Below are 25,625 nucleotides of genomic sequence, written 5' to 3' on the forward strand. Positions count from 1 at the left end.
CATCTTAGGGTGGGAAAGGACATGAAACATTTTTTTAGAAAATTAAATAAAATTGATACGTTTTCGCCGTATTTCTTTTTACCATTTATTTTACTGCTATATTTCTTTACGAGCATGTTTGATTGGCATAGGTTTGAAATGTTCAATATACATGCTTCCATTTGGCCGGCAGTCATTTTAGCAGTTATTTGTTATTACATAGGTGTTTACGTTATAGACAAGATGAAATGGACAATCCCTTCATTTGGTCTGTCGTTTTTAGGCAAATATGTGGTTCATTTTATCGTGTTTCTTACGTTACTTGGTTTATGTTCGTACATATTGATGGTTTTTGGAAGCGGCCTTGGTATTTCGGATGAGTCAAATCGCCGAAATCTAAATCCAAAGCTGAACTTCTTTAGTCAATTACTATGGTTTGGAGTTTTATTACTGCTATCCTATAAAATGATTTTGGAAAAGCGTATGACATGGAAGAAAGCAATTATCTATGGTTCTATCTATGTTTTTATCATATTTTTATTTGTGTTAGTTGCCTATCGAACACCATTAATTATTATCCTATTTACAGGGATCATTATTATCCACTACGTAGTAAAACGAGTGAAATTAACATGGTTTTTAACAACGCTGTTAGTTATTGGTGTAGCTTTCTCGCTGTTTAGTTTTATTCGTGTGTTAACAGAGGATCAGTCATTAGAATTTAATAACCGAGACCAGCCTGATGTGGAGCTAACGGAAGAGGCAAGAGACCAGCTGTTAACGGCTGAACAAAAGGTCAACCAAACGCCGTTATGGGTGCGTGCTTTAAATGAAGAAAGTGTAACAGGGCATATTGTGTTAAGTACAATTATTGAGTATACGCAGGAGAATGGGTATTTAAACGGTGAAGTCCATAAAGGTATCTTTAGTACGGTTTTACCTGGTAAGCAAATTTCACCTCGTATGGTAGTAACGGAGGTTGTCAATTCCGTGAGTGTGGAGAAGGGTAAGGTTATTACACGTGGGAATCGTACAACTACACCAACTTTTATCGGTCAATTATTTTTAGATGGAGGCTATTTATTAGTAGCAATTGGCTTCTTTTTATACGGTGCTTTAATTTCGCTTCTTTATAATAAAGTGAAGCAGGAGGGCATTCGTAGTTTCCATTCTGTCGCTTATGCATTTACTATTACGGTATTTACGGTGTCTATGCATACAGGTTTACTCGATTTAATCTTTGTTTTAATGCTCGGCTTTGTCATCATTGCATCGTCGATTATGAAAGTGGATCAGGGACAACCTTCAGTTTAATGAAAAGAGGATTCGGGATTCGGTTATGTATGGTATTGCTATTTTACCAATAGCCTTTGTCATTTGGTTTACGATATCAATGGTGAAGCTACAACGAGAGCGAAATGAAATTTTGAAGGAAATTGTAAATGAAATAAAAAAATGATAATAAGCCTTCCCCGTAATGGAGAAGGCTTATTTTTATCCCTCAAAACTGCACATAAAGCACGTTGGTGAAAATTAAAAATCAGTGGGATGAAGAATACCCCACTGATTAATGCTTCACTTTATTGAGTGATGCGCTCGAAAAACGCTTTTGTTTTTTCTATATCTGTTACATGTCGATTGCATGTTTGGCTATCTGCGCAAATGTAATTACTATAATTCGTGAACGTTCCAACGATTTGCCCTTTTACAGACGTAGTAAATAGGCCTACATCGGAATGGCGGTTACATATTGCACATATTCCACGAATTGTATCATTGGAGAATGTGCCTTTAATCGATTTTAGCTTTTCATCTTGTTCCAGCAAGACATATTTTCGATGTGTTCCAGGATCATCCCAAGCTAAATAACAAATCTCCTGAAAATCCATTTCATCAAGCTTCGGTAGTTTTAGCTTTTTTTCCTTTTTAAATAAGCTCTTCAGCGTGCTTGCAGTGACTGCTTTGAATGGGATGACGTATGGTTTTAATTGCTCTAAATACGCATCACCCTGTGTACGATTTGTCACTTCAAAAAGCTGTTCAATTAGCTCAGCTTCCTCTGTGGATAGCGCTAATTTTGCTGTGATCTCGCTTTCAACGATACCGTGTACGGCAAGGATGACGTCCTTATCTTTCGTCGTTGCAAGTGTTTTTATGATTTTATTCATTTGCTGCTCAAGTAAATGATAGTTTGCGACCGTTAAAAACGGCTGAATTGTTGGTTTTTCCATTTGAATTCACTCCTGTATTGTAGGCTTTTAATAAAGGTTTATGGCCTAAAGAGATCATTCAATTATGTTATTTGCGTTAACTTTTCTAGACCTCTTTGACCTGTAAAGTGTTTGGTCTAGAGCAAGCATTACAAAAGAATGCGTCCATTTCGATTCCTCCTTGAAAAGAAAACTATATCTATCATAGCATTTTTTAGGTAATGGATAAAGTTTGAAATATTCAGATATTTATATTTAAATAAATGGTATAATAGTATTTATTAGGATCTTCGCCTTAGCGTGGGGTTGATTTCCGTTCCGACTGGGCGCTTTCCTGGGGCGTCCGATGAGCCGAGGGCCAAAAGGATGTTGGTCAAGAAGGCGTTATCACAGGACGTGATAGTTTTAGCCTTCGTTCCTCTACTTGCTCACTACGGGGTCTCATCTATGACGCTGAACCCTGAGGAGTTGCCTAGTCTCCATTTCCAATCATCCTATATACAAGACATGCGTTTAAACAAAATGTCATCCGCAACTTTCGGTGAAGCATCATTTATTATTGTATATTTGAAAGGGGGAATTTTTATGAAACAGGTTATCCGTCATGAAAATTTAAATGTTAGGAAAGGGATTGTTAGTAACTAAAACTACTAACAAGGGGTGTTTAGTGCTAATAGTGTTTTGTGACAATAAAGTCATTTGAAAACAAATAAAATTATTTAAAAAATATGGTGTTATTCGGAATCACCTATTTTTTACGAGTTACTTGTATGGTGAAAAATAAGAATATTTAGATATCTCATTTATTTATATTCGAGCATTTTTTTACGATGGCACATCTTAAGTGGTATGGCTCAAATTTTTTATCATAAGGGACTGAAACCTTTAAAATTTTTAAGAAAAGAGGATAGTCTATGATTCAGTTTGAAAAGATGAACACAAAGCATTTTTTGCAAAATTTAACAGTAAGTGATTTTGCGATTAGTCCTGATGAGAAGCAGATGGTATTAAGTACGAATTTTAATGGATATTTTAATCTATGGGGAATGGATTTAGAGAAAAAATTTCCATATCAAATGACTTTTAATAATCAAACTTCGGATTTTATTAAATATTCGAAAACAGGTGAATTCCTTTTAGCTGGATTTGATAAAGATGGCGATGAAAATAGCCAAATTTACGCAATTCCACCTGAGGGAGGAAGCCTAGTACCGGTTCGCTATACAGAGGGAGAGCGTCATTTCTACGCGCACTTGACTGAGGATGGTAGACATCTTTATTACTCAACTACAGCTGGAAATTCGACGTATTTAAATAGTTTAGTTTATGACATTGAGAGTGGAGAAGAAAAGATACTAATAGAGGGTAGTAGTGCACCTACTTTTATCGCTACTGTTAGCCCAGAGGAAAAATCATTTGTTTATATTAAACAGTTTGGTAATACGCATTCCTTAGCTTATGTACAAATTGATAGTGAGGAAGTATTGCTCACGCCGTTAACGGATAAGCAGCATACAGTTTCCGATGTTGTGTATACTTCTGAATTGGAAATTTATTTTTTAACAGACTACGATGAAGATTTTAGCTACTTAGCAAAATTTGATATTCAGTCGAAACAATTTACAAAGTTGCTTCAATTAGAAAAAGAAACCTTTACAAGTATTCATTATTCGAAAGAAGAGCGTGCACTATATATTGTTGGTTCCTATGGTGTAGAGGATCGGCTTTATCGTTATACAGTTGCAGATGGAAAAAATGAAAAAATCGAAATACCTGTTGATATTATTGAGAAAATGGTCATTATGCCAAGCGGACATTTATATTTGCTTGGAAAAACGCCAACGAAGCCAAATAATATTTTTGTTTCGAAGGAAATGGGAAGTTCCTGGTTAGAGTTAACTCACTATAGAGTTCCGGGTGTTCGAGACGAGGATCTGGTGGAGCCCGATGTGCTACATTATCCATCGTTTGATGGTTTAGAAATTGAAGCACTCTTGTTCAAGGCGAAGGAAGAAAATTCGAATGGCTATGTTATTTTATGGCCACATGGTGGTCCACAATCACTTGAACGTAAATCATTTCGACCGATGTTCCAATTCCTTGTTAACCAGGGATACTCAATTTTTGCACCTAACTTTAGAGGCTCATCGAACTATGGGCTAGACTTTAAGAAAAAGGTTGAGGGCGATTGGGGACATGGCCCACGTCTTGATAATATTACTGGGATTGATTGGCTTATTGAGAAGGGCTATGCGGATCGTGATAAAATGCTGCTTTTAGGTGGTAGCTATGGAGGCTATATGGCACTGCTATTACATGGGCGCCATGCAGATCATTTTAAAGCAGTTGTCGATATTTTTGGTCCAAGTAATTTGTTTTCATTTATTGAGTCTGTTCCGGATTTTTGGGCGCCATTTATGAAGCAATGGATAGGAGATCCAGAGAAGGATAAGGAAAGATTAACAGCCGATTCACCAATTACGTATTTAGATGGTATGACGAAACCTATGTTAGTCATTCAAGGGGCGAACGATCCACGTGTTGTGCAAAAGGAATCTGACCAAATCGTTGCTGCTTTGAAGGACAAGGGACGAGAAGTGGGATATATTGTGCTAGAGGATGAGGGACATGGGTTCTCTAAAAAAGCGAATGAAATCCACGTGTATGAGAAAATACTCGAATTCTTTAATACACATATCATTTTATAAACGGCGGCTTTAATTATTTATTTCTCGAATTAAACAACGTTATTATCTTTATACAAATAAACTTTCAAACTCGTAATCGATGGAAAACATAGGAGGACTTTAATGCTACTAAATCAACAAGGATTTAATTTATGGGCTGATGGTTATGATAAAACGGTTCAGCTAAGTGAAGAAAGCAATCAATATCCATTTGCAGGATATAAAGCAGTATTAAATACGATTTTTAACGAGGTCATGTCCATTCCAAAATCAACTGTATTAGACATTGGATTTGGCACAGGGGTGTTAACGGCGAAGCTTTATGACAATGGCCATGTTATCAATGGATTCGATTTTTCCTCGAAAATGATCGAAATCGCCAAAGAAAAAATGCCTGATGCAAACTTAATGGAGTGGGATTTGTCAAAAGGGCTGCCAACAGCGCTCCTTCATCAAAAATATGACGCCATTATTAGTACTTACGCGCTGCATCATTTTTCTGATGAAATGAAAGTGCAATACATTACAGCATTATTGCAGCAACTAACACCTGCAGGCAAAATTTTTATCGGCGATATCGCGTTTGAAACAAAAGCGGAGCTTGAAAAATGTCGTCAAGATAGTCTAGATTATTGGGATGATGATGAATATTACTTTGTCCATGAGGAAATTAGCTCCTTGTTAAAAGGAGTATGCCAATTAGAATTTTACCCAATCTCGCATTGTGGTGGGGTTTTTGTACTTTCGAATATTTCATAGGAAGATGCTTAAATGATTATTTCTGATTATTTATATGGTGAATTCGAGATAGATGATGTGTTATTGGAACTTATTTCGAGTAAACCGATGCAAAGGTTAAAGGGGATTCATCAAGGTGGGGCAAGTTATCTTGTAAATAGCCGATGGAATGTAACACGTTATGAGCATTCGGTTGGTGTCATGCTGTTAATTAAACTGCTTGGTGGTTCTTTAGAGGAGCAGATTGCAGGATTATTGCACGATATTTCACATACAGCTTTTTCGCATGTTATTGATTTCGTCCTTGATAATAAAGCTGAAGATTATCATGAAGAAATATTTATGAATGTGATTATGAACTCAGAGATTCCTCTTATCCTTAAAAAGTATAACTATGATTATGAACATCTGCTGTATAATACATGGAATTTACTTGAACAACCAGCTCCTGATTTATGTGCAGATCGGGTAGATTATACTTTAAGAGATATGTACACATATGGACAAGCCTCGTTAGAAGAAATACAAAAATTTTTAAATGATATTATTATTTATCAAGGGAAGATGTGTCTTAAAAGTATCGAAAGTGCAGAATGGTTTGTGAAAACATATTATCAAGAAGTACTTGATTTCTTTATGGATCCGTTAAATATTTATGCCTATGATAAGTTGGCACAAACGCTAAAGTTAGCATTAGAAAAAAAGATCATTACGCTCGCTGATTTTCTTATGGAAGATAATGAACTTATTGAGCTGATGAAATCTTCAAATGATAGGGAAGTGCAGAGTCTTTTAAAACAGCTTCATCCTCACGTAAAAGTGAGGGTAAGTAAGTCAGAATTTGATATTCATCAAAAGAATAAAACTCGACTAATCGATCCTTTGCTGTACTTTGAGAATCAATTAATAAGGGTAAGCGAATTATCTGAAGATGTTAGAGAAATGAATGTAGCTGCTAAGGAAAAATTTCAACAGGGTGTGTTTGTGAAAATACTTTGAATGTCTTGATATTGCTAAAAAGTTTCGGTAAATCATATAAAAATCTTGATATATTCACAATATTCGTCGAAAATTGTGATTCTTCTAGATAAAAAGGGTAAAGGGGCTGACTACTGTCGGCCCCTTCTGCTTTCTAATGAAATATCTGAATATATAAACTTTAAAGTAAATGAATAGAATTATCTTTTATTATATCGTGAATTACGATATAATCGTTTCAAACGATATATATAAGGAGTTAATTCAATGATTAAAGATATCAATAACTATTTTACATCGATTTTTTACCATCTACATACAACGCATGAAGATATAATTTCGCATCAAAGCGTGCGTATTTTACAGATGATTCAAAAGGAAGATGAAGTAACAGTCCGTAATATTGCAGAGTTACTGAATATTTCTCAAAATACAGCGTCTGAGCATATAAAAAAGCTGGAGCGTAATGGCTGGGTAAAAAAGGAGCGGGCTATCGATGATCAACGCAAAGTTCATCTTCATTTAACAGCTGAAGGGTTTCACATCTTAAAGAAAAACACAGAATTAGATGATGAGAAACTACAACATGCACTAAACCGGCTATCAGGCGAAGAGCAACAAACGATTCTACAGGCATTTCGTTTATTAAGTGAGGTGTCTAAATAATGTACACATTAGTAAAAATTCTTTGCTCGGCAGCCGTTATTGGTATTGTTACTGAGGTTGCTAGAAGATTTCCTTCATATGGCGGCATTATTGCAGCACTACCACTTGTCAGTATTTTAAGTATCATTTGGCTTACTGTGCAAAGTGAGTCGAGTGAGCATATTCAGCGCTTTACGGTTGGTGTGATTGTTGGATTACCAGCAACAATGTTTATGCTGTTTGTTATTTATATGGCGATGAAATCATCGATCCATATCGTGTTTGCCATTGGACTAGGCATTGCTTCATGGGCAGTATTTCTAGGTGTTCAAAAAGCCATTGCAAGTGTGTTTAATATTTCAATTTAGGAGAATAATAGATGACAGTAATTCCAATTCAACAATTACCGCAAAATGATGTGTTGCAATTTTTTCAGGAGCTTTGGGAAGTACAGAAATGGTCATTTCCAGTGGAATTTATGACTGTAGTAAATTAGATGGCTTCGCTTATGTAGATGAACAAAACATGATATTAGGTCTCGTGACGTATATCATTCGTGCTAATGAATGTGAAATTATTTCCCTTGATAGTATTGTAGAAGGAAAGGGGATTGGGTCATTGCTTGTTCAAGCTGTTGAACAACATGCATTCGAACAAGGCTGTACAATGATTACCCTTATTACGACAAATGATAATTTACACGCGTTAAAATTTTATCAAAAAAGAGGGTATTACTTAGTCGAAATCATACAAAATGCGGTCGAGCAAGCAAGAGCATATAAACCTGAAATTCCTTTAATCGGTTATGATGGGATTCCAATACGTGATGAAATACGATTAACAAAGCAATCTGACTTATAATGAGTCAGGTTGTTTTTCTGTGTATTTAAGGGTAGCGTAAAGAAGTTGATTGGTGAAGAAAAATCCTCACTTATTATTTTCAAGGTTTCATCACCTACGATTTCTCGCTATACTTGATAGGGTGCAAGAAAGTGAGGAAAGAAATGAAAAAATTACTATTTGTTTTATTATTTAGTGTTCTAGTGGTGGGAGGAGCCTTCATCATTTATTTAAAAAGCAATCCACCACTTGTCATGAACAGCTATACGAATCCTACAGATGATTCAACTATAAGAATCGTAGAAATTGAGAATAAAGGACTACGTGACATAAAACTTCAGCAAATACTGGTCAATGATAAAGTGCCTGAAAATGTCGAGCTCGTCGTGAGTAAGTCTGAACCATTTGAAGCAGAAACGAAGCTGGTAGGCAATCCGAATATTACGTATCATAAGTTAAGGCAAGTAAACATTTTTCCTAGTCAATACATAGATCGCAAGGCCATTGGAAAGCAACCTCAGCATTATGCAGTAAAGGTTGAAGCTCCTAATATTAAAACAATAACGATTAAGTACGATTATTTAAAAATGCCATTTACTTTAACAGCTGAGTTACAGACTACTAAATAAAATTAATCAGTGGGGTCTTCTTTCCCCACTGTTTTGCTGTTCAAACCATTTTTATTAAGCTGAAATAGATTCATATGTTAGGTTTGAAAGCTACTAAAAACAAAAAATGCGTGAGACTATCACGCTTATCACTGTCGTTTTTTCAATTGTATATTGCCTTTATTAAACATAATAAGTCCATTGAATCGCTCGTAAAGAGCATAAAACGGATATAATACTGCCGTATATACGATAGGGGGAGCTATTTTTTCAATAACAGGGATTATGCTAGATAGTATAGGTACTAATGTTTTTGTTATGAAAATTAATAAAGGGATTATAGCAATCAAACCAATTAAAAGAAATGGGGTTACTTTTGTTTCTTTTAATTTGGCGTCGCAGTATGGACATTTCATAGTAAATGGTGATGAAAAATCCTCAAAGTCATCAAGCGTTATTGCTTCTTGACAATTTGGGCAAGGTACAGACGTTCTCATAATAAATCTCCTTAAGAATAAATTCACTTTAGTATAGTTGAGAATTACTTCTAAAGTAAGTAGTAAATATTGGTGTTAAGAAGTTGGCGATTCAGAGAAAAAGTGTAAATAAGAAAAGGTTTAAATTATTCCAGAAAAGGCTCGGGCTTTTACGGGCAGTTAACCTCCCAGCTAACTTCTTTGTATTCACTAAATTTTGAGTTGGGAGTCTAGTACCTGACATTTCACTTTCGGTATAGATAAATTACTGCTCGTTAATACGCAACGTACTCGTTTTATGTCTTATCATTTATTCCCGTGTCATTTCATAAGATTGTTTGATGAAAAAATACTATTTCTCCTAAAACATGGTAATCTAATAGTAACAGTCATTGCAATGTTAGGAGGGACTAAATGGGGTTTGTCGTCATCGGCGTAGTGCTTGTTATCTGTATTTTCACTGTGACTTTAGTGGTTATTAGGAAGCATTCGAACGGGGATATTAAGTTGGAAGTAACAGCTGTTTGTGAAGGGAAAAATGAATTAGATCAAGCTATTATGAAGATATATTTTACGTTTTCAATTGGCAAACTAGCGCATCGTAAAAAAGACATATTAGGCAGTATTGATTGGTCAAAAGGATGGATGCCTGTTTGCTATAATTTAAAGGAAAACGGAGCCTATCAAGAGGATCGATTACTTCCTGCTACAAATGAGAAAACGTATACTACCTTCGAAATAAACACTACAAATGCAATAGATGATCTGGGACGGGGTGAGGGGTATGTTGTATTAGTGCTAGAGGACCCTATTTCTACAGTTCAATCTAGAGCAGGTGTGATTCTTGCGGTAACCGCCAATATGGTGACCTATCAGCTATCTGATTCAACTAGCTGGAATAATGACTTTGCAGTTAATCATTAAATACTGAGAAAAGCTATTCATTAGGAGGAAAAACCTAATGAATAGCTTTTCTAATTAGTAGGAAAATAACGGAACTTATTAAAGTTAATTTCGTAGAATATTAAAAGGAGGGAGTGTCTCAGCTGTATTCCTTATTATAAGGAGACAATCTTGGGAAATTGAAAATGATGGGGAATCCCGTCAAGATGCCCAGAAGGTCAAAAATACATCAAACTTATTACGACCTATATTAAATATGATCCATAAGGGGAAAATCCTCATGGCATAGGCTACCAATATGGTGACATTTCCTCGCGAAGAATGGGCAGTATATGTACAAGCTTGGATCAAACGATTACGAATCAACAATTGAAAAGAAGGTATAAGACTTTGGATATTTTAACAGATAAATTGATCATGATTGCTTTATTTATTCTTATCATTCATTCGATCGAGACACTTGCGTATGCAGTTCGATTATCAGGTGCACGTGTAAAATTATTAGCCTCTGCACTATCTTTGTTCAATGTGATGGTCATGGTTTCAAGGCTGGCAAATATGATGCAGCAGCCTTTTACAGGTAGTTTGACTGACACAGCGCCAAAGGAAAACACGCTTACATTTGTGGAGCAGCAATTCCGCATAATTATTGGCGCCGCTTCACTAGGTACATTAGTAGGCATTCTATTATTGCCGACATTTGTAGCGATATTTTCAAGAGCCATTATTCATCTATCTGAGGAAAGAGGCTCCATTCCAGCATTATTCAAAAAAAGCTTTAGTATCGACTATGTCAAACGGGGAATAAAACATATTCATATGCCAAGCTTTTCATACTTAAAAGGGATTAGTTGGCGTGATATCCCTCTTAAATTATTTATTATTAATATCGTTATTACGGCCATCTATACAATTGGAGTTCTATCTGCACTTTACGCCGCTTTATTAGTTCCTGAAAGATCGAATACTGCTGTAATGTCGTCAGGACTTATTAATGGTGTAGCAACGATGCTACTAATTATATTTATTGACCCTAAAATTTCCATTCTGGCAGATGATGTTATCAATCAAAGAGGCAGCTACTTAAGTCTTAAACAAGCTTCTGTGATGATGATGGGATCAAGGTTGCTAGGCACATTTTTGGCACAGCTTTTATTTATACCTGGCGCAAAATATATTGCTTGGTTTACTCAATTCATGACGTAAGGGGGATATACATTGATGATAACTATTCAAGCCGAATAACAGCTTTCTCTAGGAATTAAGAAGGATAGATCGAAGTTGATATTATTATGATAACTTTCAAAGAAAGGAAAATCGATATCTAATGAAAAAAGTATGCTTCATAATTTTAATGATGTTTGTGTTAGTTGCTTGTAGTACGAATCAACAAGAGGAGGTCCATTACATAGCGAAAAGTGAGCACTGGAAGGCTGTATATCATAGTAATACCGAGGAGGGCTTACAACTTTTCTACCTTGGGGAAGAGAAAGACATAGGTGATTTACAAATAACGATAGAAGGGTCTAAAGAATCAAATTCTTTCCATGACGTTCGAGTGAATACGGATAAACAGTTTATCTTAAAGAAAAAAGAAAGTGCAAAAATATTTAAAAAGGATGCTGCACCAACCATTCACGTTAAGTGGCAGTCTCATAATGAGACTTTAGAAGTACGAAGTGCATGAAAACTGAGCATATGGAACGCGTTGAGAGAAATGAAGTCTAGTTCTTTGATACATACCTTTGCACGAACAAGTACAGTGCTACACATTGTAACTTTCCTGCTATAAGTAGAATGTGCAATCAAGTACATAATTGGGCGAAGAGTCGAAATTATTACATAAAAAATAATTTTCGAACATTGACAAGAATTGGAGCATTCGTTATAGTAGATAACAATTTCATAAAGCAATGAAATTGGCGATGAGAAGGACACGAGTTTTGATGAACGATTCACAGAGAGGGAGGCCTAGGCTGAAAGCTTCCTAATGCAGCTATCAAAACTTACTACCTTTGAGCAGTGCTAGGAAACTTGCACCGTTTTTTGCAACGTTACTGCATAGCAATGAGCCACTAGTGCATCTAGTGGGAATTTGGGTGGAACCACGGGTAATCAACACATACTCGTCCCTTTATGGGGGCGAATATGTGTTTTTTTTATCTTCATTTACCTAGTTTTTTAAAAAAAGGAGTAGAGAACATGTCAAATCAAGTTATTAACATTCAATTTCCAGATGGTAGACAACAAACATTTTCAAAAGGTGTTACACTAACCGACATTGCACAAGCGATTAGTCCCGCTTTACGTAAAAAAGCAATTGTAGGGAGTGTGAACGGAACCATCATTGATTTGACGCGTCCGATTTTGGAAGATACACAAATTACCCTGTATGATGCTAGCTCAAAAGAAGGAATTCAGGTGATTCGTCATTCAACAGCCCATTTGTTAGCCCAAGCAATTAAGCGTTTATACCCAGATGTTCAATTTGGGATTGGTCCAGTTATCGAAAACGGGTTTTATTATGATATCGACATTGCACATTCCTTTGCGCCTAGTGATTTGCAACAAATTGAAAAAATGATGAAGCAAATTGTCCAAGAAAATATACAAATACAGCGTAAAGAAGTAACAAGAGCAGAGGCACAGCAGCTATTTGCTCATGATGCGCTAAAGCTTGAGTTATTAGAAGATATTCCTGAACATGAAGTTGTAACGGTTTATGAACAAGGAGATTTTTATGATCTATGTCGTGGACCTCATGTACCTTCTACAGGTAAATTACAACACTTTAAATTAATGAATGTGTCAGGCGCTTACTGGCGTGGAGATAGTAATAATCAAATGCTTCAGCGTATATACGGTGTAGCGTTTGCCTCAAAAAAAGAGCTTGAGGAGTACTTTGTTTTCTTAGAAGAAGCAGAGAAGCGGAATCACCGGAAGTTAGGAAAAGAACTAGCGTTATTTATGTTTTCGGAAGAAGCACCAGGGATGCCATTTTATTTAGCAAATGGTCAAATTATTCGCAACGAATTGGAGTCTTATTTACGTCATTTACAAGCAAAATTTGATTATCAAGAAGTACGGACACCATTGATGATGAACCAGCGTCTATGGGAGCAGTCAGGACATTGGGATCACTATAAAGAAAATATGTACTTTACACATGTAGATGACCAAAGCTTCGCATTAAAGCCGATGAATTGCCCTGGACATATGTTGATTTATAAAAATGATTACCATTCATATAGAGATTTACCGATTCGTATGGCTGAATTTGGTCAAGTTCATCGACATGAATTTAGTGGCGCATTAAATGGACTTTTACGAGTTCGTACGTTTTGTCAGGATGATGCACATATTTTTGTTACTCCACAGCAAATTGAAGATGAAATTGCGCTTGCACTGAAGATTATTGATGAGGTATACCAGGTTTTTGGCTTTCAATACGATATTGAGTTATCAACACGTCCTGCTGATTATATGGGTGAACTTGAACTTTGGAATCAAGCCGAAGCGGCGTTAGAAAACGTACTAACGAATCTAGGCTTTCCTTATACAATTAATGAAGGTGACGGAGCGTTTTATGGACCAAAAATTGATATTCATATTAAAGATGCCATCCATCGCAGTCATCAATGTGCAACGGTGCAGCTCGATTTCCAACTACCTGAGAAATTCGATTTAACGTATATCAATGAACAAAATGAAAAAGTAAGACCTGTCGTTATTCATCGAGCGGTATTCGGTTCAATTGATCGCTTCTTAGGCATATTGATTGAGCATTTTGGAGGGGCGTTTCCAGCGTGGCTTGCACCTCAACAAGTAAAAGTAATTGGGGTTGCAGATACACATCGAGAATATGTACAGCAAGTAATTGATGCTTTACAAAAGGAACAAATCCGTGTAAGTATTGACGATCGACAAGAAAAGCTAGGTAAAAAAATTCGTGAAGCTCAAATGAAAAAAATACCTTATATTTTAGTGCTTGGTGATAAAGAAATGGATCATCAACATGTCACTGTTCGTAAATATGGTCAGCAAGCATTAATTGAAAAACCATTGCAACAGTTTATAGAGGAAATAAAGCAAGAAATACAGCAAAAAGCCTTATCTTAAAAAGGGGAATCAATTATGCCTCGGCATAATTGCGTCCGGAATCGGCTTTGTGCTTAGGCCTGCACGAAGCAGGTCAGTTAGCCGTTATCGCATGGATGCGATGATTTTAGGCTAACATCCTTTATTAACTCCTTTCCGATTTCGTGACATCCGCCGGAGGCTTTAACTTCTTTCAGCGGGTGTTTGGACATCCACTGAAAGAAGTTAAACCATTCCTATATAACAATATAGCTCGACTCAAGGGGTAAGTCACTACTCCCTCGAGTCGAGCTATAAACAGCCATGAAATGTATGTTGTAATATAAGTTTTTCTAAATTTACTGAAAAATGTTGATTTTTTCATCAATTTTGCTACTATAATCAAATTTTCAAGCATACAATAAACTAAACAACAAACAAAATAAATTTAATTGATGGAATTACTTTGATAATTACTATTTCCTAACAGGATAGTTTGGGTCTCAGCGTCAATGACCAGGTATTTATGATAAGTCTCCTGATTATTTTGCTTAAAGGATGCTAAAAAATATACTTGTCGATTGGGATGAATAAAAGTATGTTGAGAGAGGTCTATTTTTTCACGTATAAAATTAGTTTTTAGATGAAATGTTTCTTCAGCCTTAGGTACGTCCTTAAAGGCTATTTTTTGACGAATGTTTAAGGTAGCATCGTTATACTCCTCATAGATTGTCTTGTCTAATTGATGATAAAAATCATTCTCAGTACGAAATGTCTGATATTGATTATTAGGATTTTTATAAGATGTAGTTCCAGAAGGTATGCAAAGAATTGGTGCTGTATTTTCTACTGAATCTTGAGGCTGCTGTAGTAAAAAGCTTGAAACGACCAATGATAAAAATACCTGCATTTATAGGCCTCCTTTTTCCTGTCATAAAGAAGATATCCCATTTTTATGTTATTTATACGTATCTTTACAACAACAATAGGAATTTGCTGTCTATTTTATAACCGGAACCTAATACAGGATAAAACTAGTCGCATCATCGGAAATCGTTTCAGCTGGCTTTATGGATCGCTTTTGAATATTTATTTAGTAAGTCATCTAATTCTTGACTACAATCTACCACGCTAGGATGGGTGAAACCTAAATCCATAGCCTTTTTATACATATCTTTCCTTTTGTTTTCAATCTCCATCTTCAAGAATTGTTTAAACGATATATTAACCAAAATCTTTTCCCCCTAAAATTTTTTCTTCATATTCTTGAAATACATTGACCTCGATTCAACTTTTTCATTGTATCTCACCTAAAATGAAAAATATGTCATATTGTGTATAGGTTGATAAATTCGTAAATTAGTCATAGGAAAATATATTAATTCTAATATAGTGGGAAAAATAAAAAAAAGTAATATTGAATATTTTGACCTATTCTAAATACCTTTTATTGTATTATTCGTATGTTTTATTACCCTGAATATAAGAATGTTAGGGTTTTTTTTTGGCTAGATTTTAGAAAAGGTGAAGGGTGATATTTAATAAATTAGCATCTTTTTTACTATAAAATTTTATGTCGATATTGACGGAAATTTTAATGAAATTCGTAACTTGTCACAATTTATCAAATAAACTTCTTTGTTGTTTGTTATTGAGGAGATTTTATTTTGGTTGATAATGTTGAGAATTTTCGAAATAAATGGAATGATGGATAAATAGAGTTGCTAATCTATTAACTTCTGCTGAAAGAAGTTAAAGCCTCCGGACGCAATTATGCCGAGGCATAATTGATATGATAGGGGGAGGTTGAGATGTTGAAGTTAAGGTTGCCATTTTTAAGTGTTATTATCGTCTCTAGTTTAATGTTAATTGCATGTTCAGAAGTGAAAACAAAAACAGAAGAATCTCAAAAATCATCAGCGGTTACTAGCCATTCCGTTCAACACTTGGAAGAATCTAAACAAACACCCCCAGCATTTGATAAGGATTATGATTTTACATATTTAGAGGAATTGACAGAGGAAAAAAGAGCTTTATATGAAGAATTCTTAAGAAAAGGGGATATTAATAGTTTAAAGACGTTTACACCAGAGGAAATGGTGCTAATTATGATGAATTTAATCTTTGAAAATAATTTCGATAAACTATATGCAATTACCTACAATAATCATGAGCTTCCAGATAAAGAAACCTTTATTCATGAGTATATAAATTATTTATTTGATGAGCAAATACAGGATTATTTAATGTACAGATACTACGATAATATTTCATTGAATAAAGAAACTAGCACCGGAAGTATTGCAATTGTTCATATAGAGATAATTTTTGGAAGCTCCCACTACCTTAAGGTATTTGCTTTACTGAAAGAGGATGGTATGTGGAAAGTTGACTTATATAATTATATGAAAGAAAAGAAAGCAAAATCTGAAGAAAAATAAAGGGAAATATAATGACTGTAATATATTTTGTAAGACACGCGCATTCTCACTATAACGCTGATGAGTACAATCGCCCTCTTTCTAGTAAAGGGTTTGAGGATAGGGATCATGTTACTAGATTATTTGAAAATAAAAATATCCATACGATATATTCAAGTCCATATAAAAGAGCCATTTAGACGGTGGAGGGCATAGCACAAGAACATAAATTACAGATAAATACGATTGATTCTTTAAAAGAAAGAATACTATCTAATGGAAATCTACCTGATTTTGACGCTGCCATACATCAAGTATGGAGTCACCCGAATTTCGCATTTGAGGGTGGAGAATCTAATGAAACCGCAAAGGAACAAGCTATTACCACCTTGCAAAAACTTATACTTACACATCCAAATGACAATATAGTAATTGGTACACATGGCAATATAATGGTCTTGATGATGCAATATTTTGATGCGCACTATGAATACTCATTTTGGAAGAAACTTTCAATGCCAGATGTGTACCAACTAACATTTCAGCATTTCGTGTTAAGTGATGTTCGAAGAATTTGGGAAGAATAGAAGAAGGGGCTGTCTACTGACAGCCCCTTGGTTCATTTTATCGAGGAAATCTTTGTTTTGTCGAGAAGAATCAAAGATTTATCGACGAAAATTGTGGATTTATCGAGAACTTTATATGATTTATCGAGAAAGACGAAGTATTTCCACTACCTGCGGAAAATTGCTTATCCTATTTGAGTCCAATCTTCTCGTAATAGACCAAATAAAACTACATCATGAAATTGGCCGAAGCGGAAAATTTCATTTCGTAGAGTACCTTCTTTTGTAAAGCCACATTTTTCATAGGAACGAATAGCTCCTTTATTAAAGCTGAAAACCTGAAGCTTAATTTTATTAATGGAAATATAATTAAAAATAAAATGAATAAGAGTTTTCATGGCATCTGTTCCAAGCCCTTTGCCGTGCCATTGTTCGCCAATTGAGATGCCTACAAAGCAAGTACTGTTTTTCCAGTTGATTCCATAGACACCACAGGAGCCGATAAGCTCATTTGACGACTTTTCGAATATACCGAAGATAAACTCCTCTTTTTTTCCACTAATACTTTGAAAGAATGAAGCATGATCCTCAAAGGTGTTTGGAAAGGGAATATCGTCATTGGCAAGTAGCAATGTATTCTTTTCACTTTCGATTTTTACAAATGCTTCTAAGTCGGAGGAAGTCATTTGCTGTAAGGTAATAGATTGACCTGTAAGAAATTCTTTAAAATAATTTTCCATTTGTTTTCTCCCTTGTTCAAGGGCTGCAGTTAGAGTTTACATCCCTTGGAATATTTGTTGTATAAACAAAATATCTACTGCAATTTCTGCGCTCATATGCACAACTCCTTTAGTTTAGATATCTTTATAGTAGCATTTTTGGTAATTAGTAGAAACAAATATTTTAATTAGTCCTGTCGAATAGGGAAATATTGGGTTATTATTGATTGAAAGAAATTTTTTATATTTTGCTAATGTATGCCCTTTTTTGCTAATTGTAGCGGAGGATAATTTAAATAAGCTGGGCGAGTAGGACAAATGTTTCGCAATGTTCATGACCCAGAAATCTATAAAGTGATGGCACTATCCTGTGAAGCATATCTACAGCAGCTTATTGATTTGGAGAAGATTACGAGGACTAAAGCTGAAGGGAGAGCTTCGATGAGATTAAAATTTTATGAAGAAAATGATGATCAATTAATTGAACGATATACGATCACAGAGGAGCAGCTTCGCTATACGATGTCTCCGAAAGCGAGTATTGAACTAGTAAAACAGGATAAAAATCGTCATGCCATTCTTGTATTAGATGAAGACAAGCTCGTGACCTTCTTTGTGTTACATGAAAAAGAGGGTGTTCAGTCATATTCCTCAAATGAAAACGCGATTTTAATCCGTGCCTTTTCGACAGACTTTTATGAACAAGGTAAAGGCTATGTGAAAGCGGCATTACAGCTTTTGTCGGACTTTGTTTTGGAACATTTTCCAAATATCGATGAGCTTGTTTTAGGGGTTAATCCACCGAATACTGCCGCACAGTCACTTTATAAAAAATGTGGCTTTGTCGATGAAAGAAGGCTGGCAACAGGGTTCAGAGGTGAGATTAAGGTGATGAGTTATTATATAAGTAGAATAGACAGAGAAATACTTGATTAGAAATACTTGTCTATTACTGAAGGGAGCTACGTCACTTTGCAGAAAAATATTTTCGCCGCACAACCTATGAATATTGATTTAAAGAGGTGAACAAAATTGATAGATTTGCTGGAAGCACGTATGGAGCATTTCGATGAAATATGTGCGATTGATCAAGAAGTAATTGGAGATTTTTCGAGAAGCAAACATTTGCGAACAGCAATTAACGAAAAACGATGTATCATTCAACAAACTAAAAAAGGGATTGCTGGTTTCCTTATTTTTACGAATGACTTTTTTGAAAATAGCTTCATCTCATTAGTTATTGTTAAGCCATCCGAGAGAAGAAAGGGAGTCGCCACAGCATTATTGGAATTTTATGTAGAAATGGCGACCACTCCAAAAATCTTTTCTTCTACTAACCAATCAAATACTAGTATGCATAAAGTATTTGAAACGGCGGGATTTATAAAAAGTGGATTTATTGAAAACTTAGACGAAGGAGATCCAGAAATTATATATGTGAAATTTAAGTAGTAGCAAGGCAAGTCTCGCAGTAGAGTTACTGCTGCAAGACTGCCACTATTAAAAGTTATTTCTTTGCTCGTATTAATAAAAAGGAGGGGCGACGGTGCTCGTTTTCTAGGGAATGCAGTTTTTGAATGGCTTCTGAATCAGGAAGCGGCTCGAGCATTTTTTCTATCGTTAAGCCATGTGCGATTAATGTATTGATGATTGTAGAAATGCTACGATGGTATTTAACAACACCATCCACAAACCAAGTTCGCTCACGTAATCCCTCATCTTGGTAATTGTCAATCGCGTAATGGCTCCTATTGCCGTTGTCATCATACATCCAATTATCCTCCATTGTTTTACGAGCTGTAACGATCGGATGCTCTACAGAAAAAACAAAAACGCTACCCGGACGAAGTATTTTCGCAATTCTACAAATCACTGCACTAAAATCCTTTATATAATGCAAGGACAGCGAGCTTGTTATACAGTCAAAGCTGTTAGGAGCTGCATGATAATCTTCTATTGCTTGCAAATAGTAGTCTATATGCGGATGGGCATGTTCACGTTGAGCAATTGCCAGCATATTTTCTGAAACATCAATAGCGGTTACGTGCTGTGCGTTATTTTCTATACAATAGTACGCAAATTCTCCCATTCCACAGCCGATATCAAGTATTTGTAAATTAGATAATTTAGGAAGTAAGGATTTTAACGCAGGTTGTTCAAGCAAATTATTGAAATTGTATGGTCCTTGACGTAACTTTTGATATTGACGGAAAAATTCCGGATGATCATAAATATTTTGTTTCATAGTAAACCTCCACTTGTCTAACATAACGTTATGTAACATTTGCGCATACTTATTGTCACATAGCCACCTCAAAAGAAATAGACTTTTATTTCAATCTTTAGTAAAATGTAGGTAGAGTCATGCCGACTTTTGTAATTCCCATCTATTTAATTGTATAGATGGTTTTTTGACATGAGGACGTCTTTTAGAGTTTTCTTCTTTACTGTACGTTTTTTACGCCATAAATTTGTAACAATTCAAAAAGATAAAATTATTTAGAGGTAAATGATGGCACTTATTTTAATGAATGACGTTATTTTTATTGGGAGTAATTATGCGGTTTCCCAAAAAATACATTGGAGGATGTTACATTGAGTAAAGAAACATTATTAAGTTTAAGTAGTAATTCATTGTTCGTGGCATTTATTTTACTACTAATCGCCATTATACCGATTGGGCTTGCCGTGAAATCAAAAGGGAAGATGTTTGGAAAAGTCGGTCTTCTACTTACATATATTGCATTTGCTTTACAGCTAGTTTATTTCATTTTAAGATGGATTGCTGTTGATCATGCACCTGTAAGTAATATGTATGAGTTTATGACGTTCTTTGGCATCATGCTTACTGGTAGCTATTTGATCATTAATTTTTTATATAAGCAAATTGTTGTAGGCTTGTTTGCGATCCCTGTGTCATTAATTATTCTCGGTTATGGAAGCGTTTTTACAAAAACGGTTTCACCACTTGTTCCATCACTGCAAAGCAATTGGTTAACGATTCATGTGATGACAGTTGCATTTTCAAGTGCTGTTTTATCGATCTCATTTGCAACAGGTATTATTTATTTGTTAAGAACATTAGATGTTTCTAAATTTTCGATGAGTACAGTTGCCTTGGAATTTGTTATGTATTGTTTAATTGTCGTGATTGGCTTTATCGGGGTGGGCACTTATTTTAATTTAGCAGGAGATAAAATCGAGGTTCGATTTGAAAATAAGCTAGAGAAGAAAGAAACAGCCGTTTATACGATGACGCCGCTGATTGTCAATAAAGATGCAGTCACAACTAGTGGGGATCAGGTGGGCGTTTTGCAGATAACTAATAAGTTAGATGCGAAGAAATTGAATTCTATTGTATGGTCATTTATCGTTGGAACAATTTTATATGGGGTGATTGTACTCATTACGAGAAGACGATTAATTGTTTTATTAAAACCATTAACAAACCGTGTACAACCAGCATTAATGGATGAAATTACATATCGAGCAGTTGTTATAGGTTTCCCGTTGTTCGCTTTAGGAGGTCTGTTGTTTGCCATGATTTGGGCACAGATTGCTTGGAGCAGGTATTGGGGCTGGGATCCTAAGGAAGTGTGGGCACTTATCACATTTTTATTTTATGCCGCGTTCCTTCATTTCCGTCTTTCTAAAGGTTGGGAAGGGGAAAAGACAGCTTGGTTAGCGATTATTGGCTTTGGCATTATCGTGTTTAATCAAGTATTTGTGAATCTTGTCATTGCAGGTTTACATTCTTACGCATAAGGTTGTTGTGAATGAATTATTTTCTTAAGCTGAATGTAGTGAGTATGTTATATGGGTTAATGTTCTTTATTTCTCTTGAAATGCAAGTAAATTATTATCGCATCGTGAGACTCACGGGGTGGGAAGGTCAATATTTCGATATTATAGCATTACTTGTGCATGGAGTTGGTTTTGTTGTAGCAACTATTGTGCTATATAAGCTAACATTTAACTTCTTTCAGCTACAGAAGTCTCCCACCTCTATAGTTGGTGAGATGAATGCGGTTTTAAGCCACTTTTCAGCGGGTGTCCAAACATCCGCTGAAATAGAGGAACTCAGTCTAAGAGCGCCACGTCCTGTGGCAACGACTGAGTGACCAACTTCGTGTTGGCCTAAAGCCTCCGGCGGATGTCACGGAATCGGCTTTGTGCAAGCACAAAGCCGATTCCGGACGCAATTATGCCGAGGCATAATTGAAATGGATAGCGCATCGTCGATTGGTTTATTGGACAACGATTTTTTGGTTGCCCTATACAGCGTTATTTATTTTTATATTCGTAAGTGTGTATCCAATCACTTATCAGGGAGATATGCCGGCGCCCGTACAAGGGTTAGTTCTTTTTGCAATGCTCTTGTTTTATCCGTTTTATATTGGGACTTTGAATATGATATGCTATCATTCAAAGTCTGAAGCTGTACAAATTAAATAACCGTAAAAAAGAGACATCCGCAATTTGGATGTCTCTTGAATTTTGCATTATTCATGCTAAAGCTAAAATTAAATCTTCACAACATTAGTTGCTTGTGGTCCGCGGTTACCTTCTTCTACGCCGAACTCGACTTTTTGGCCTTCATCTAAAGTTTTAAAGCCATCTGTTTGAATAGCAGAGAAATGTACAAATACATCATTTCCACCTTCTACCGCGATAAAACCAAAACCTTTTTCTGCGTTAAACCATTTTACTGTACCTTGTGTCATGTGAACAACCTCCCAAAAAAATTAAACAATCATATTCCTTCGATCGCGTGTAAAAAAATCACGTATTCAAAAGCTCGTATTACTTTTGAATACGTGATTTTAACGGCTAAGATGAAGTAATGTAATTATTGTTTTGATTATATAATAGTTTTATACATTTATCCAGTATATTCCGATTTTAGTAAGAAAAAATTTACATATTTTAAATATAATTAGTTGATCCATGCTTTCTCTTTAGCGACAATTACTGCTTCTGCACGTGATTCTACGTTTAGTTTGACAAAAAGTTTGGTTAAATAGTTTTCAACGGTGCGCTGTGTGACCCCAATAGCTGAAGCAATTGCTTTATTTGTACAGCCTTGCGCGACAAGTTGTAAAATCTCTTGCTCCTTGTCGCTTAGTAAAACATCTTGCTGCACATTTGGTAGATTGGTCCGCTGATGGACAAAATCTAAAAAATCAGCTGCTAGTAGGATCTCGCCTCTTAGTGCGGCTTGGATGGTTTGAATCACTTGCTCTTTCGTGGCAAGCTTTGATAATAGTCCATCGACCTTTTTCTCGATCAGTAGTTCGTAATAATCGGAAAGCTCATAGCCTGTATAGAGTAGTATAAGTGCTTCGGGTTGCTTTTTCTTAATCATTTCTGAAAGTTGGATGCCGTTGATTGGTTTCATATTAATATCGATCAAAAATAATTGAAAATCTTGAGCATCCATTCTCGTTAGAACAGCTGCACTATCCTGCTCTGTGTCTATATGAACATTTGTTAAATCCTGTAATAAAGTTTTTGTACCATCTAAAACGACAGGATGGTCATCTACAATAAGAATATCAATCATATGATTCCACGTCCTCTTGTATTTGAATAAATATATGCATTCCTTCATTATGACTGGAGGCTATTGTGATGTCTCCATTAAAAGCACGGACACGTTCTCGAATACCGTTAATGCCCATAGAAGCTGAAGATTGCATTAAATCTTCAATATTGCCTCCAATACCATTATCATCGTATTGGAGGATAAAACCACGATTTATCGCTTGCAGTGTTAGTGAAACTTCGGTTGCCTCAGCATGCTTAATTGCATTATTTAAAAGTTCCTGCACAAGGCGATAGACGACTAAATGTAAGGTTACATCCTGAAATTGGACACGGTCTATTTGGGCGTTTAACAAAAAGTCGGCCCGTATTTTCACCTTTTGAATCAGCTTTTTTAAAGCGATTTGTAGCCCAAATGTGTCTAGTAATGGAGGGCTTAGATTCTCACAATACTCCCGTAAATCCTTCGATGCATTTAGCAATTGTTCTCGAATATCTAATACCTTTTCTTTTTTTATAATAGGCGAGCTAGCAAGAACATCTAACTCTCTCGCTAAATGAAGTTGCTCCTGCAAAATAGTGTCATGTAATTCCTGTGCTAAAATACTTTTTTCCTTTTCAATGATATTCCATAATAATTTATCGAGCCAAGGAAGCTGTGTATCATTGTTATCCTTCATAAGCCTTATTTCACATACTAAATCTTCAATAAGCTTTAAATTATCAATAAACATTGAAACATAGAGGGCAAGTAACTCTAACCAAAGAAGCTCTTCTTTTTGTAATACATGTCTAATGTTTAACATGATTTTTTCTTCACCTGTATCATGTAATAGCAGGTGAGTCATTTCATTCCCTATGTTGACTTCACCACGAGTGAATGGCACATCTTCCGTTATTGTTGTAATCGTAAAAGCTGTAGTACCAAGCTTTTCTGTTATTTCATACTTGAATTGATCCAGTAATTCTTGCTGATTTTTTGCTTTACCCATACGATTAACGGCAGCATATAAATTATGTACATAATTGCCAGTAGATGAAAAAATAATCTTTCGATACTTAAAATCAAGCTGCTCTTTTATATAGAAGCTAGCAATGATGACGAAGAATACAAGTATATAGACGCTCGTAATTTTAATAATCGATAATTTGTCTATAAACAGTATAGTAACGCCCGTAGTTAATATTAATGCACTAAAAAAAGCAAGTGTTGAATAATAGCGCAAACGAGATAATTGATATTCAATATCGAATAATCGTTCATTCAATTGAATGAAGATAAAAGAAAAAGGAATAAACAATAAAAATAATGCAGCTACCTCAGCATGTAAAATAGGGTTCAGACCTACTATTTCAGGTATGACGAAAAACAGTAAAAACGGCAGAAAAGGCGTAATAAACGCAATAGTGATCAGACGGATTTTTGCCAGTTTAGTTCGTAAATAACTCGTTAGTAAAATATAGATGGCATAGAAAACTAGAACAGCAAACATTCCTAAGTTAATTAATGATGCTATCGTCCTGAAGTCAGAATTAACTATTTCAATGAAATCACAGCAAGGTATCAATAGTAATAGTAAATAAAGCCACTTAGTATTGATGTAGCGCCATTCTATACGTAGATAGCGGAAATAAAACTGTAAAAAGTGAATAAAAAGCACTATGCATAAAACGATACCAATAGTTATTACTGATGATCCAATTAGATTTCCTCTACCTGAGGCTCCTGTACTTATATAAGCCAATGAACAAGTTAATAAAAATAATGTTAGTAGACTAGTTAGCAGATTATCTTTATTTCTTCGCCATAAATAGATAGCGACGCCAAAAGATAAGACAAAATAAAACAGTGGAAAAATAATTTGCAAATAAAATTCTTCCGGAATATCTTTATGCTTAATTGTAACAGAATGAACATCACCATCAGGCTTCATAAACGTTAGTTCCTTAGCACTTCTAACGATAGAATCGAGTTGGATAGAACGAACATCTTCTGCAGGCTTGCCATCGATTGTCAGTAGAAGATCACCTTTTTCAATATTATTTTGCTGTGCCCAATCGGGATAATAGAATCCATCAATAATAGGCTGTTCGCTAGTTGTGTCTACAAAAATATGAATTAAAGGTATTCGTATTGCCACTACAAGCACATAAATACCGAGGAGTAGGTAGGTTATGAAAATACTATATGTCCATTTACTCATAGTTTTCTCACATTTATTTGCATGATAATAT

The 25,625-nt window shown here is 35.3% G+C and carries 25 protein-coding genes, 2 pseudogenes and 1 other annotated feature; of the genes and pseudogenes, 18 read left to right on the forward strand and 9 right to left on the reverse strand.

The window, feature by feature from the left end; genetic code table 11:
- The first annotated feature begins 21 nt into the window (after window positions 1-21).
- Window positions 22-1,293, forward strand: coding sequence for an oligosaccharide repeat unit polymerase (locus tag ABH968_RS06420; protein WP_370043189.1), 1,272 nt, complete (start codon window positions 22-24; stop codon window positions 1,291-1,293).
- Window positions 1,294-1,559: 266 nt separating this feature from the next.
- Here the strand turns inward: ABH968_RS06420 and ABH968_RS06425 are convergent, their stop codons facing one another.
- Window positions 1,560-2,210 carry a FusB/FusC family EF-G-binding protein gene (locus tag ABH968_RS06425; RefSeq protein ID WP_370043190.1) on the reverse strand — a complete coding sequence of 217 codons (651 nt, stop codon included), beginning with the start codon at window positions 2,208-2,210 and terminating at the stop codon, window positions 1,560-1,562.
- Between the two features lie 893 nt (window positions 2,211-3,103).
- Between ABH968_RS06425 and ABH968_RS06430 the strand changes: the two genes are divergently transcribed.
- The 7 genes and pseudogenes from ABH968_RS06430 (at window position 3,104) to ABH968_RS06460 (ending at window position 8,706) form a co-directional block, all read left to right on the forward strand.
- Window positions 3,104-4,897 (forward strand): S9 family peptidase, encoded by a 1,794-nt coding sequence (locus ABH968_RS06430; RefSeq protein WP_370043191.1) that lies wholly within the window; start codon window positions 3,104-3,106, stop codon window positions 4,895-4,897.
- Window positions 4,898-4,999: 102 nt separating this feature from the next.
- The gene (locus tag ABH968_RS06435) at window positions 5,000-5,635 is read left to right on the forward strand and encodes a class I SAM-dependent methyltransferase (RefSeq protein WP_370043192.1); all 636 of its coding nucleotides are present in this window, start codon (window positions 5,000-5,002) and stop codon (window positions 5,633-5,635) included.
- Between the two features lie 12 nt (window positions 5,636-5,647).
- Window positions 5,648-6,613: an HD domain-containing protein gene (locus ABH968_RS06440; RefSeq protein ID WP_370043193.1), complete on the forward strand. Its 966-nt coding sequence runs from the start codon at window positions 5,648-5,650 to the stop codon at window positions 6,611-6,613.
- 246 nt (window positions 6,614-6,859) lie between these two features.
- Window positions 6,860-7,258 (forward strand): MarR family winged helix-turn-helix transcriptional regulator, encoded by a 399-nt coding sequence (locus ABH968_RS06445; protein WP_370043194.1) that lies wholly within the window; start codon window positions 6,860-6,862, stop codon window positions 7,256-7,258.
- Window positions 7,258-7,605, forward strand: a complete 348-nt coding sequence (locus ABH968_RS06450; RefSeq protein WP_370043195.1) for a DUF3147 family protein — start codon at window positions 7,258-7,260, stop codon at window positions 7,603-7,605. The genes ABH968_RS06445 and ABH968_RS06450 overlap by 1 nt, the downstream gene beginning before the upstream one ends.
- Window positions 7,606-7,616: 11 nt before the next feature.
- Window positions 7,617-8,098, forward strand: a pseudogene (locus ABH968_RS06455) (GNAT family N-acetyltransferase).
- Window positions 8,099-8,241: 143 nt separating this feature from the next.
- Window positions 8,242-8,706, forward strand: a complete 465-nt coding sequence (locus ABH968_RS06460) for a hypothetical protein (RefSeq protein WP_370043196.1) — start codon at window positions 8,242-8,244, stop codon at window positions 8,704-8,706.
- 128 nt (window positions 8,707-8,834) lie between these two features.
- Here ABH968_RS06460 and ABH968_RS06465 read toward each other — a convergent pair whose 3' ends face one another.
- The gene (locus ABH968_RS06465; RefSeq protein ID WP_370043197.1) at window positions 8,835-9,182 is read right to left on the reverse strand and encodes a hypothetical protein; all 348 of its coding nucleotides are present in this window, start codon (window positions 9,180-9,182) and stop codon (window positions 8,835-8,837) included.
- A gap of 393 nt (window positions 9,183-9,575) precedes the next feature.
- Between ABH968_RS06465 and ABH968_RS06470 the strand changes: the two genes are divergently transcribed.
- The 4 genes from ABH968_RS06470 (at window position 9,576) to thrS (ending at window position 14,183) form a co-directional block, all read left to right on the forward strand.
- Window positions 9,576-10,085, forward strand: coding sequence for a hypothetical protein (locus ABH968_RS06470; RefSeq protein ID WP_370043198.1), 510 nt, complete (start codon window positions 9,576-9,578; stop codon window positions 10,083-10,085).
- Window positions 10,086-10,481: 396 nt separating this feature from the next.
- Window positions 10,482-11,270: a lipid II flippase Amj family protein gene (locus tag ABH968_RS06475; RefSeq protein ID WP_370043418.1), complete on the forward strand. Its 789-nt coding sequence runs from the start codon at window positions 10,482-10,484 to the stop codon at window positions 11,268-11,270.
- Window positions 11,271-11,391: 121 nt separating this feature from the next.
- Window positions 11,392-11,751, forward strand: coding sequence for a hypothetical protein (locus ABH968_RS06480; protein ID WP_370043199.1), 360 nt, complete (start codon window positions 11,392-11,394; stop codon window positions 11,749-11,751).
- Window positions 11,752-11,980: 229 nt separating this feature from the next.
- Window positions 11,981-12,201 (forward strand) — a binding site (T-box leader).
- 65 nt (window positions 12,202-12,266) lie between these two features.
- Window positions 12,267-14,183 carry a threonine--tRNA ligase gene (gene thrS, locus ABH968_RS06485; RefSeq protein ID WP_370043200.1) on the forward strand — a complete coding sequence of 639 codons (1,917 nt, stop codon included), beginning with the start codon at window positions 12,267-12,269 and terminating at the stop codon, window positions 14,181-14,183.
- A 406-nt stretch (window positions 14,184-14,589) separates the two neighbouring features.
- On the opposite strand, the gene ABH968_RS06490 is transcribed toward thrS, so the two are convergent.
- Together ABH968_RS06490 and ABH968_RS06495 are read right to left on the reverse strand one after the other, a co-directional pair.
- A complete protein-coding gene (locus tag ABH968_RS06490; protein WP_370043201.1) occupies window positions 14,590-15,051 on the reverse strand; it encodes a hypothetical protein in 462 nt (153 codons plus the stop codon).
- Window positions 15,052-15,199: 148 nt separating this feature from the next.
- Entirely contained in the window at window positions 15,200-15,340 is a 141-nt protein-coding gene (locus ABH968_RS06495; RefSeq protein ID WP_370043419.1) for an aspartyl-phosphate phosphatase Spo0E family protein, read from the reverse strand.
- 612 nt (window positions 15,341-15,952) lie between these two features.
- On the opposite strand from ABH968_RS06495, the gene ABH968_RS06500 reads away from it, so the two are divergent.
- Window positions 15,953-16,582, forward strand: coding sequence for a hypothetical protein (locus tag ABH968_RS06500; protein WP_370043202.1), 630 nt, complete (start codon window positions 15,953-15,955; stop codon window positions 16,580-16,582).
- A gap of 11 nt (window positions 16,583-16,593) precedes the next feature.
- Window positions 16,594-17,148: pseudogene (locus tag ABH968_RS06505) on the forward strand (histidine phosphatase family protein).
- A 164-nt stretch (window positions 17,149-17,312) separates the two neighbouring features.
- Here ABH968_RS06505 and ABH968_RS06510 read toward each other — a convergent pair.
- The gene (locus tag ABH968_RS06510) at window positions 17,313-17,867 is read right to left on the reverse strand and encodes a GNAT family N-acetyltransferase (protein ID WP_370043203.1); all 555 of its coding nucleotides are present in this window, start codon (window positions 17,865-17,867) and stop codon (window positions 17,313-17,315) included.
- A gap of 420 nt (window positions 17,868-18,287) precedes the next feature.
- On the opposite strand from ABH968_RS06510, the gene ABH968_RS06515 reads away from it, so the two are divergent.
- Both ABH968_RS06515 and ABH968_RS06520 read left to right on the forward strand, forming a co-directional pair.
- Entirely contained in the window at window positions 18,288-18,782 is a 495-nt protein-coding gene (locus ABH968_RS06515) for a GNAT family N-acetyltransferase (RefSeq protein ID WP_370043204.1), read from the forward strand.
- A gap of 96 nt (window positions 18,783-18,878) precedes the next feature.
- Window positions 18,879-19,298, forward strand: coding sequence for a GNAT family N-acetyltransferase (locus ABH968_RS06520; RefSeq protein ID WP_370043205.1), 420 nt, complete (start codon window positions 18,879-18,881; stop codon window positions 19,296-19,298).
- A 55-nt stretch (window positions 19,299-19,353) separates the two neighbouring features.
- Here the strand turns inward: ABH968_RS06520 and ABH968_RS06525 are convergent, their stop codons facing one another.
- Window positions 19,354-20,091, reverse strand: coding sequence for a class I SAM-dependent methyltransferase (locus ABH968_RS06525; protein ID WP_370043206.1), 738 nt, complete (start codon window positions 20,089-20,091; stop codon window positions 19,354-19,356).
- 350 nt (window positions 20,092-20,441) lie between these two features.
- Between ABH968_RS06525 and ccsB the strand changes: the two genes are divergently transcribed.
- Complete coding sequence (gene ccsB / locus ABH968_RS06530; RefSeq protein WP_370043207.1) at window positions 20,442-21,611, forward strand: c-type cytochrome biogenesis protein CcsB; 1,170 nt, start codon at window positions 20,442-20,444, stop codon at window positions 21,609-21,611.
- 11 nt (window positions 21,612-21,622) lie between these two features.
- On the forward strand, window positions 21,623-21,967 hold the full coding sequence (locus ABH968_RS06535) for a hypothetical protein (RefSeq protein WP_370043208.1): 345 nt from the start codon (window positions 21,623-21,625) through the stop codon (window positions 21,965-21,967).
- 402 nt (window positions 21,968-22,369) lie between these two features.
- On the opposite strand, the gene ABH968_RS06540 is transcribed toward ABH968_RS06535, so the two are convergent.
- The 3 genes from ABH968_RS06540 to ABH968_RS06550 form a co-directional block, all read right to left on the reverse strand.
- Window positions 22,370-22,570: a cold-shock protein gene (locus ABH968_RS06540; protein WP_053485982.1), complete on the reverse strand. Its 201-nt coding sequence runs from the start codon at window positions 22,568-22,570 to the stop codon at window positions 22,370-22,372.
- Window positions 22,571-22,782: 212 nt separating this feature from the next.
- Window positions 22,783-23,409, reverse strand: coding sequence for a response regulator (locus ABH968_RS06545; protein ID WP_370043209.1), 627 nt, complete (start codon window positions 23,407-23,409; stop codon window positions 22,783-22,785).
- Window positions 23,402-25,594, reverse strand: coding sequence for an ATP-binding protein (locus ABH968_RS06550; RefSeq protein ID WP_370043210.1), 2,193 nt, complete (start codon window positions 25,592-25,594; stop codon window positions 23,402-23,404). Before ABH968_RS06550 ends, ABH968_RS06545 begins: the two co-directional genes overlap by 8 nt.
- Window positions 25,595-25,625: the final 31 nt, after the last annotated feature.

Source organism: Lysinibacillus sp. RC79, from assembly GCF_041262405.1.
Lineage (GTDB): Bacteria > Bacillota > Bacilli > Bacillales_A > Planococcaceae > Lysinibacillus.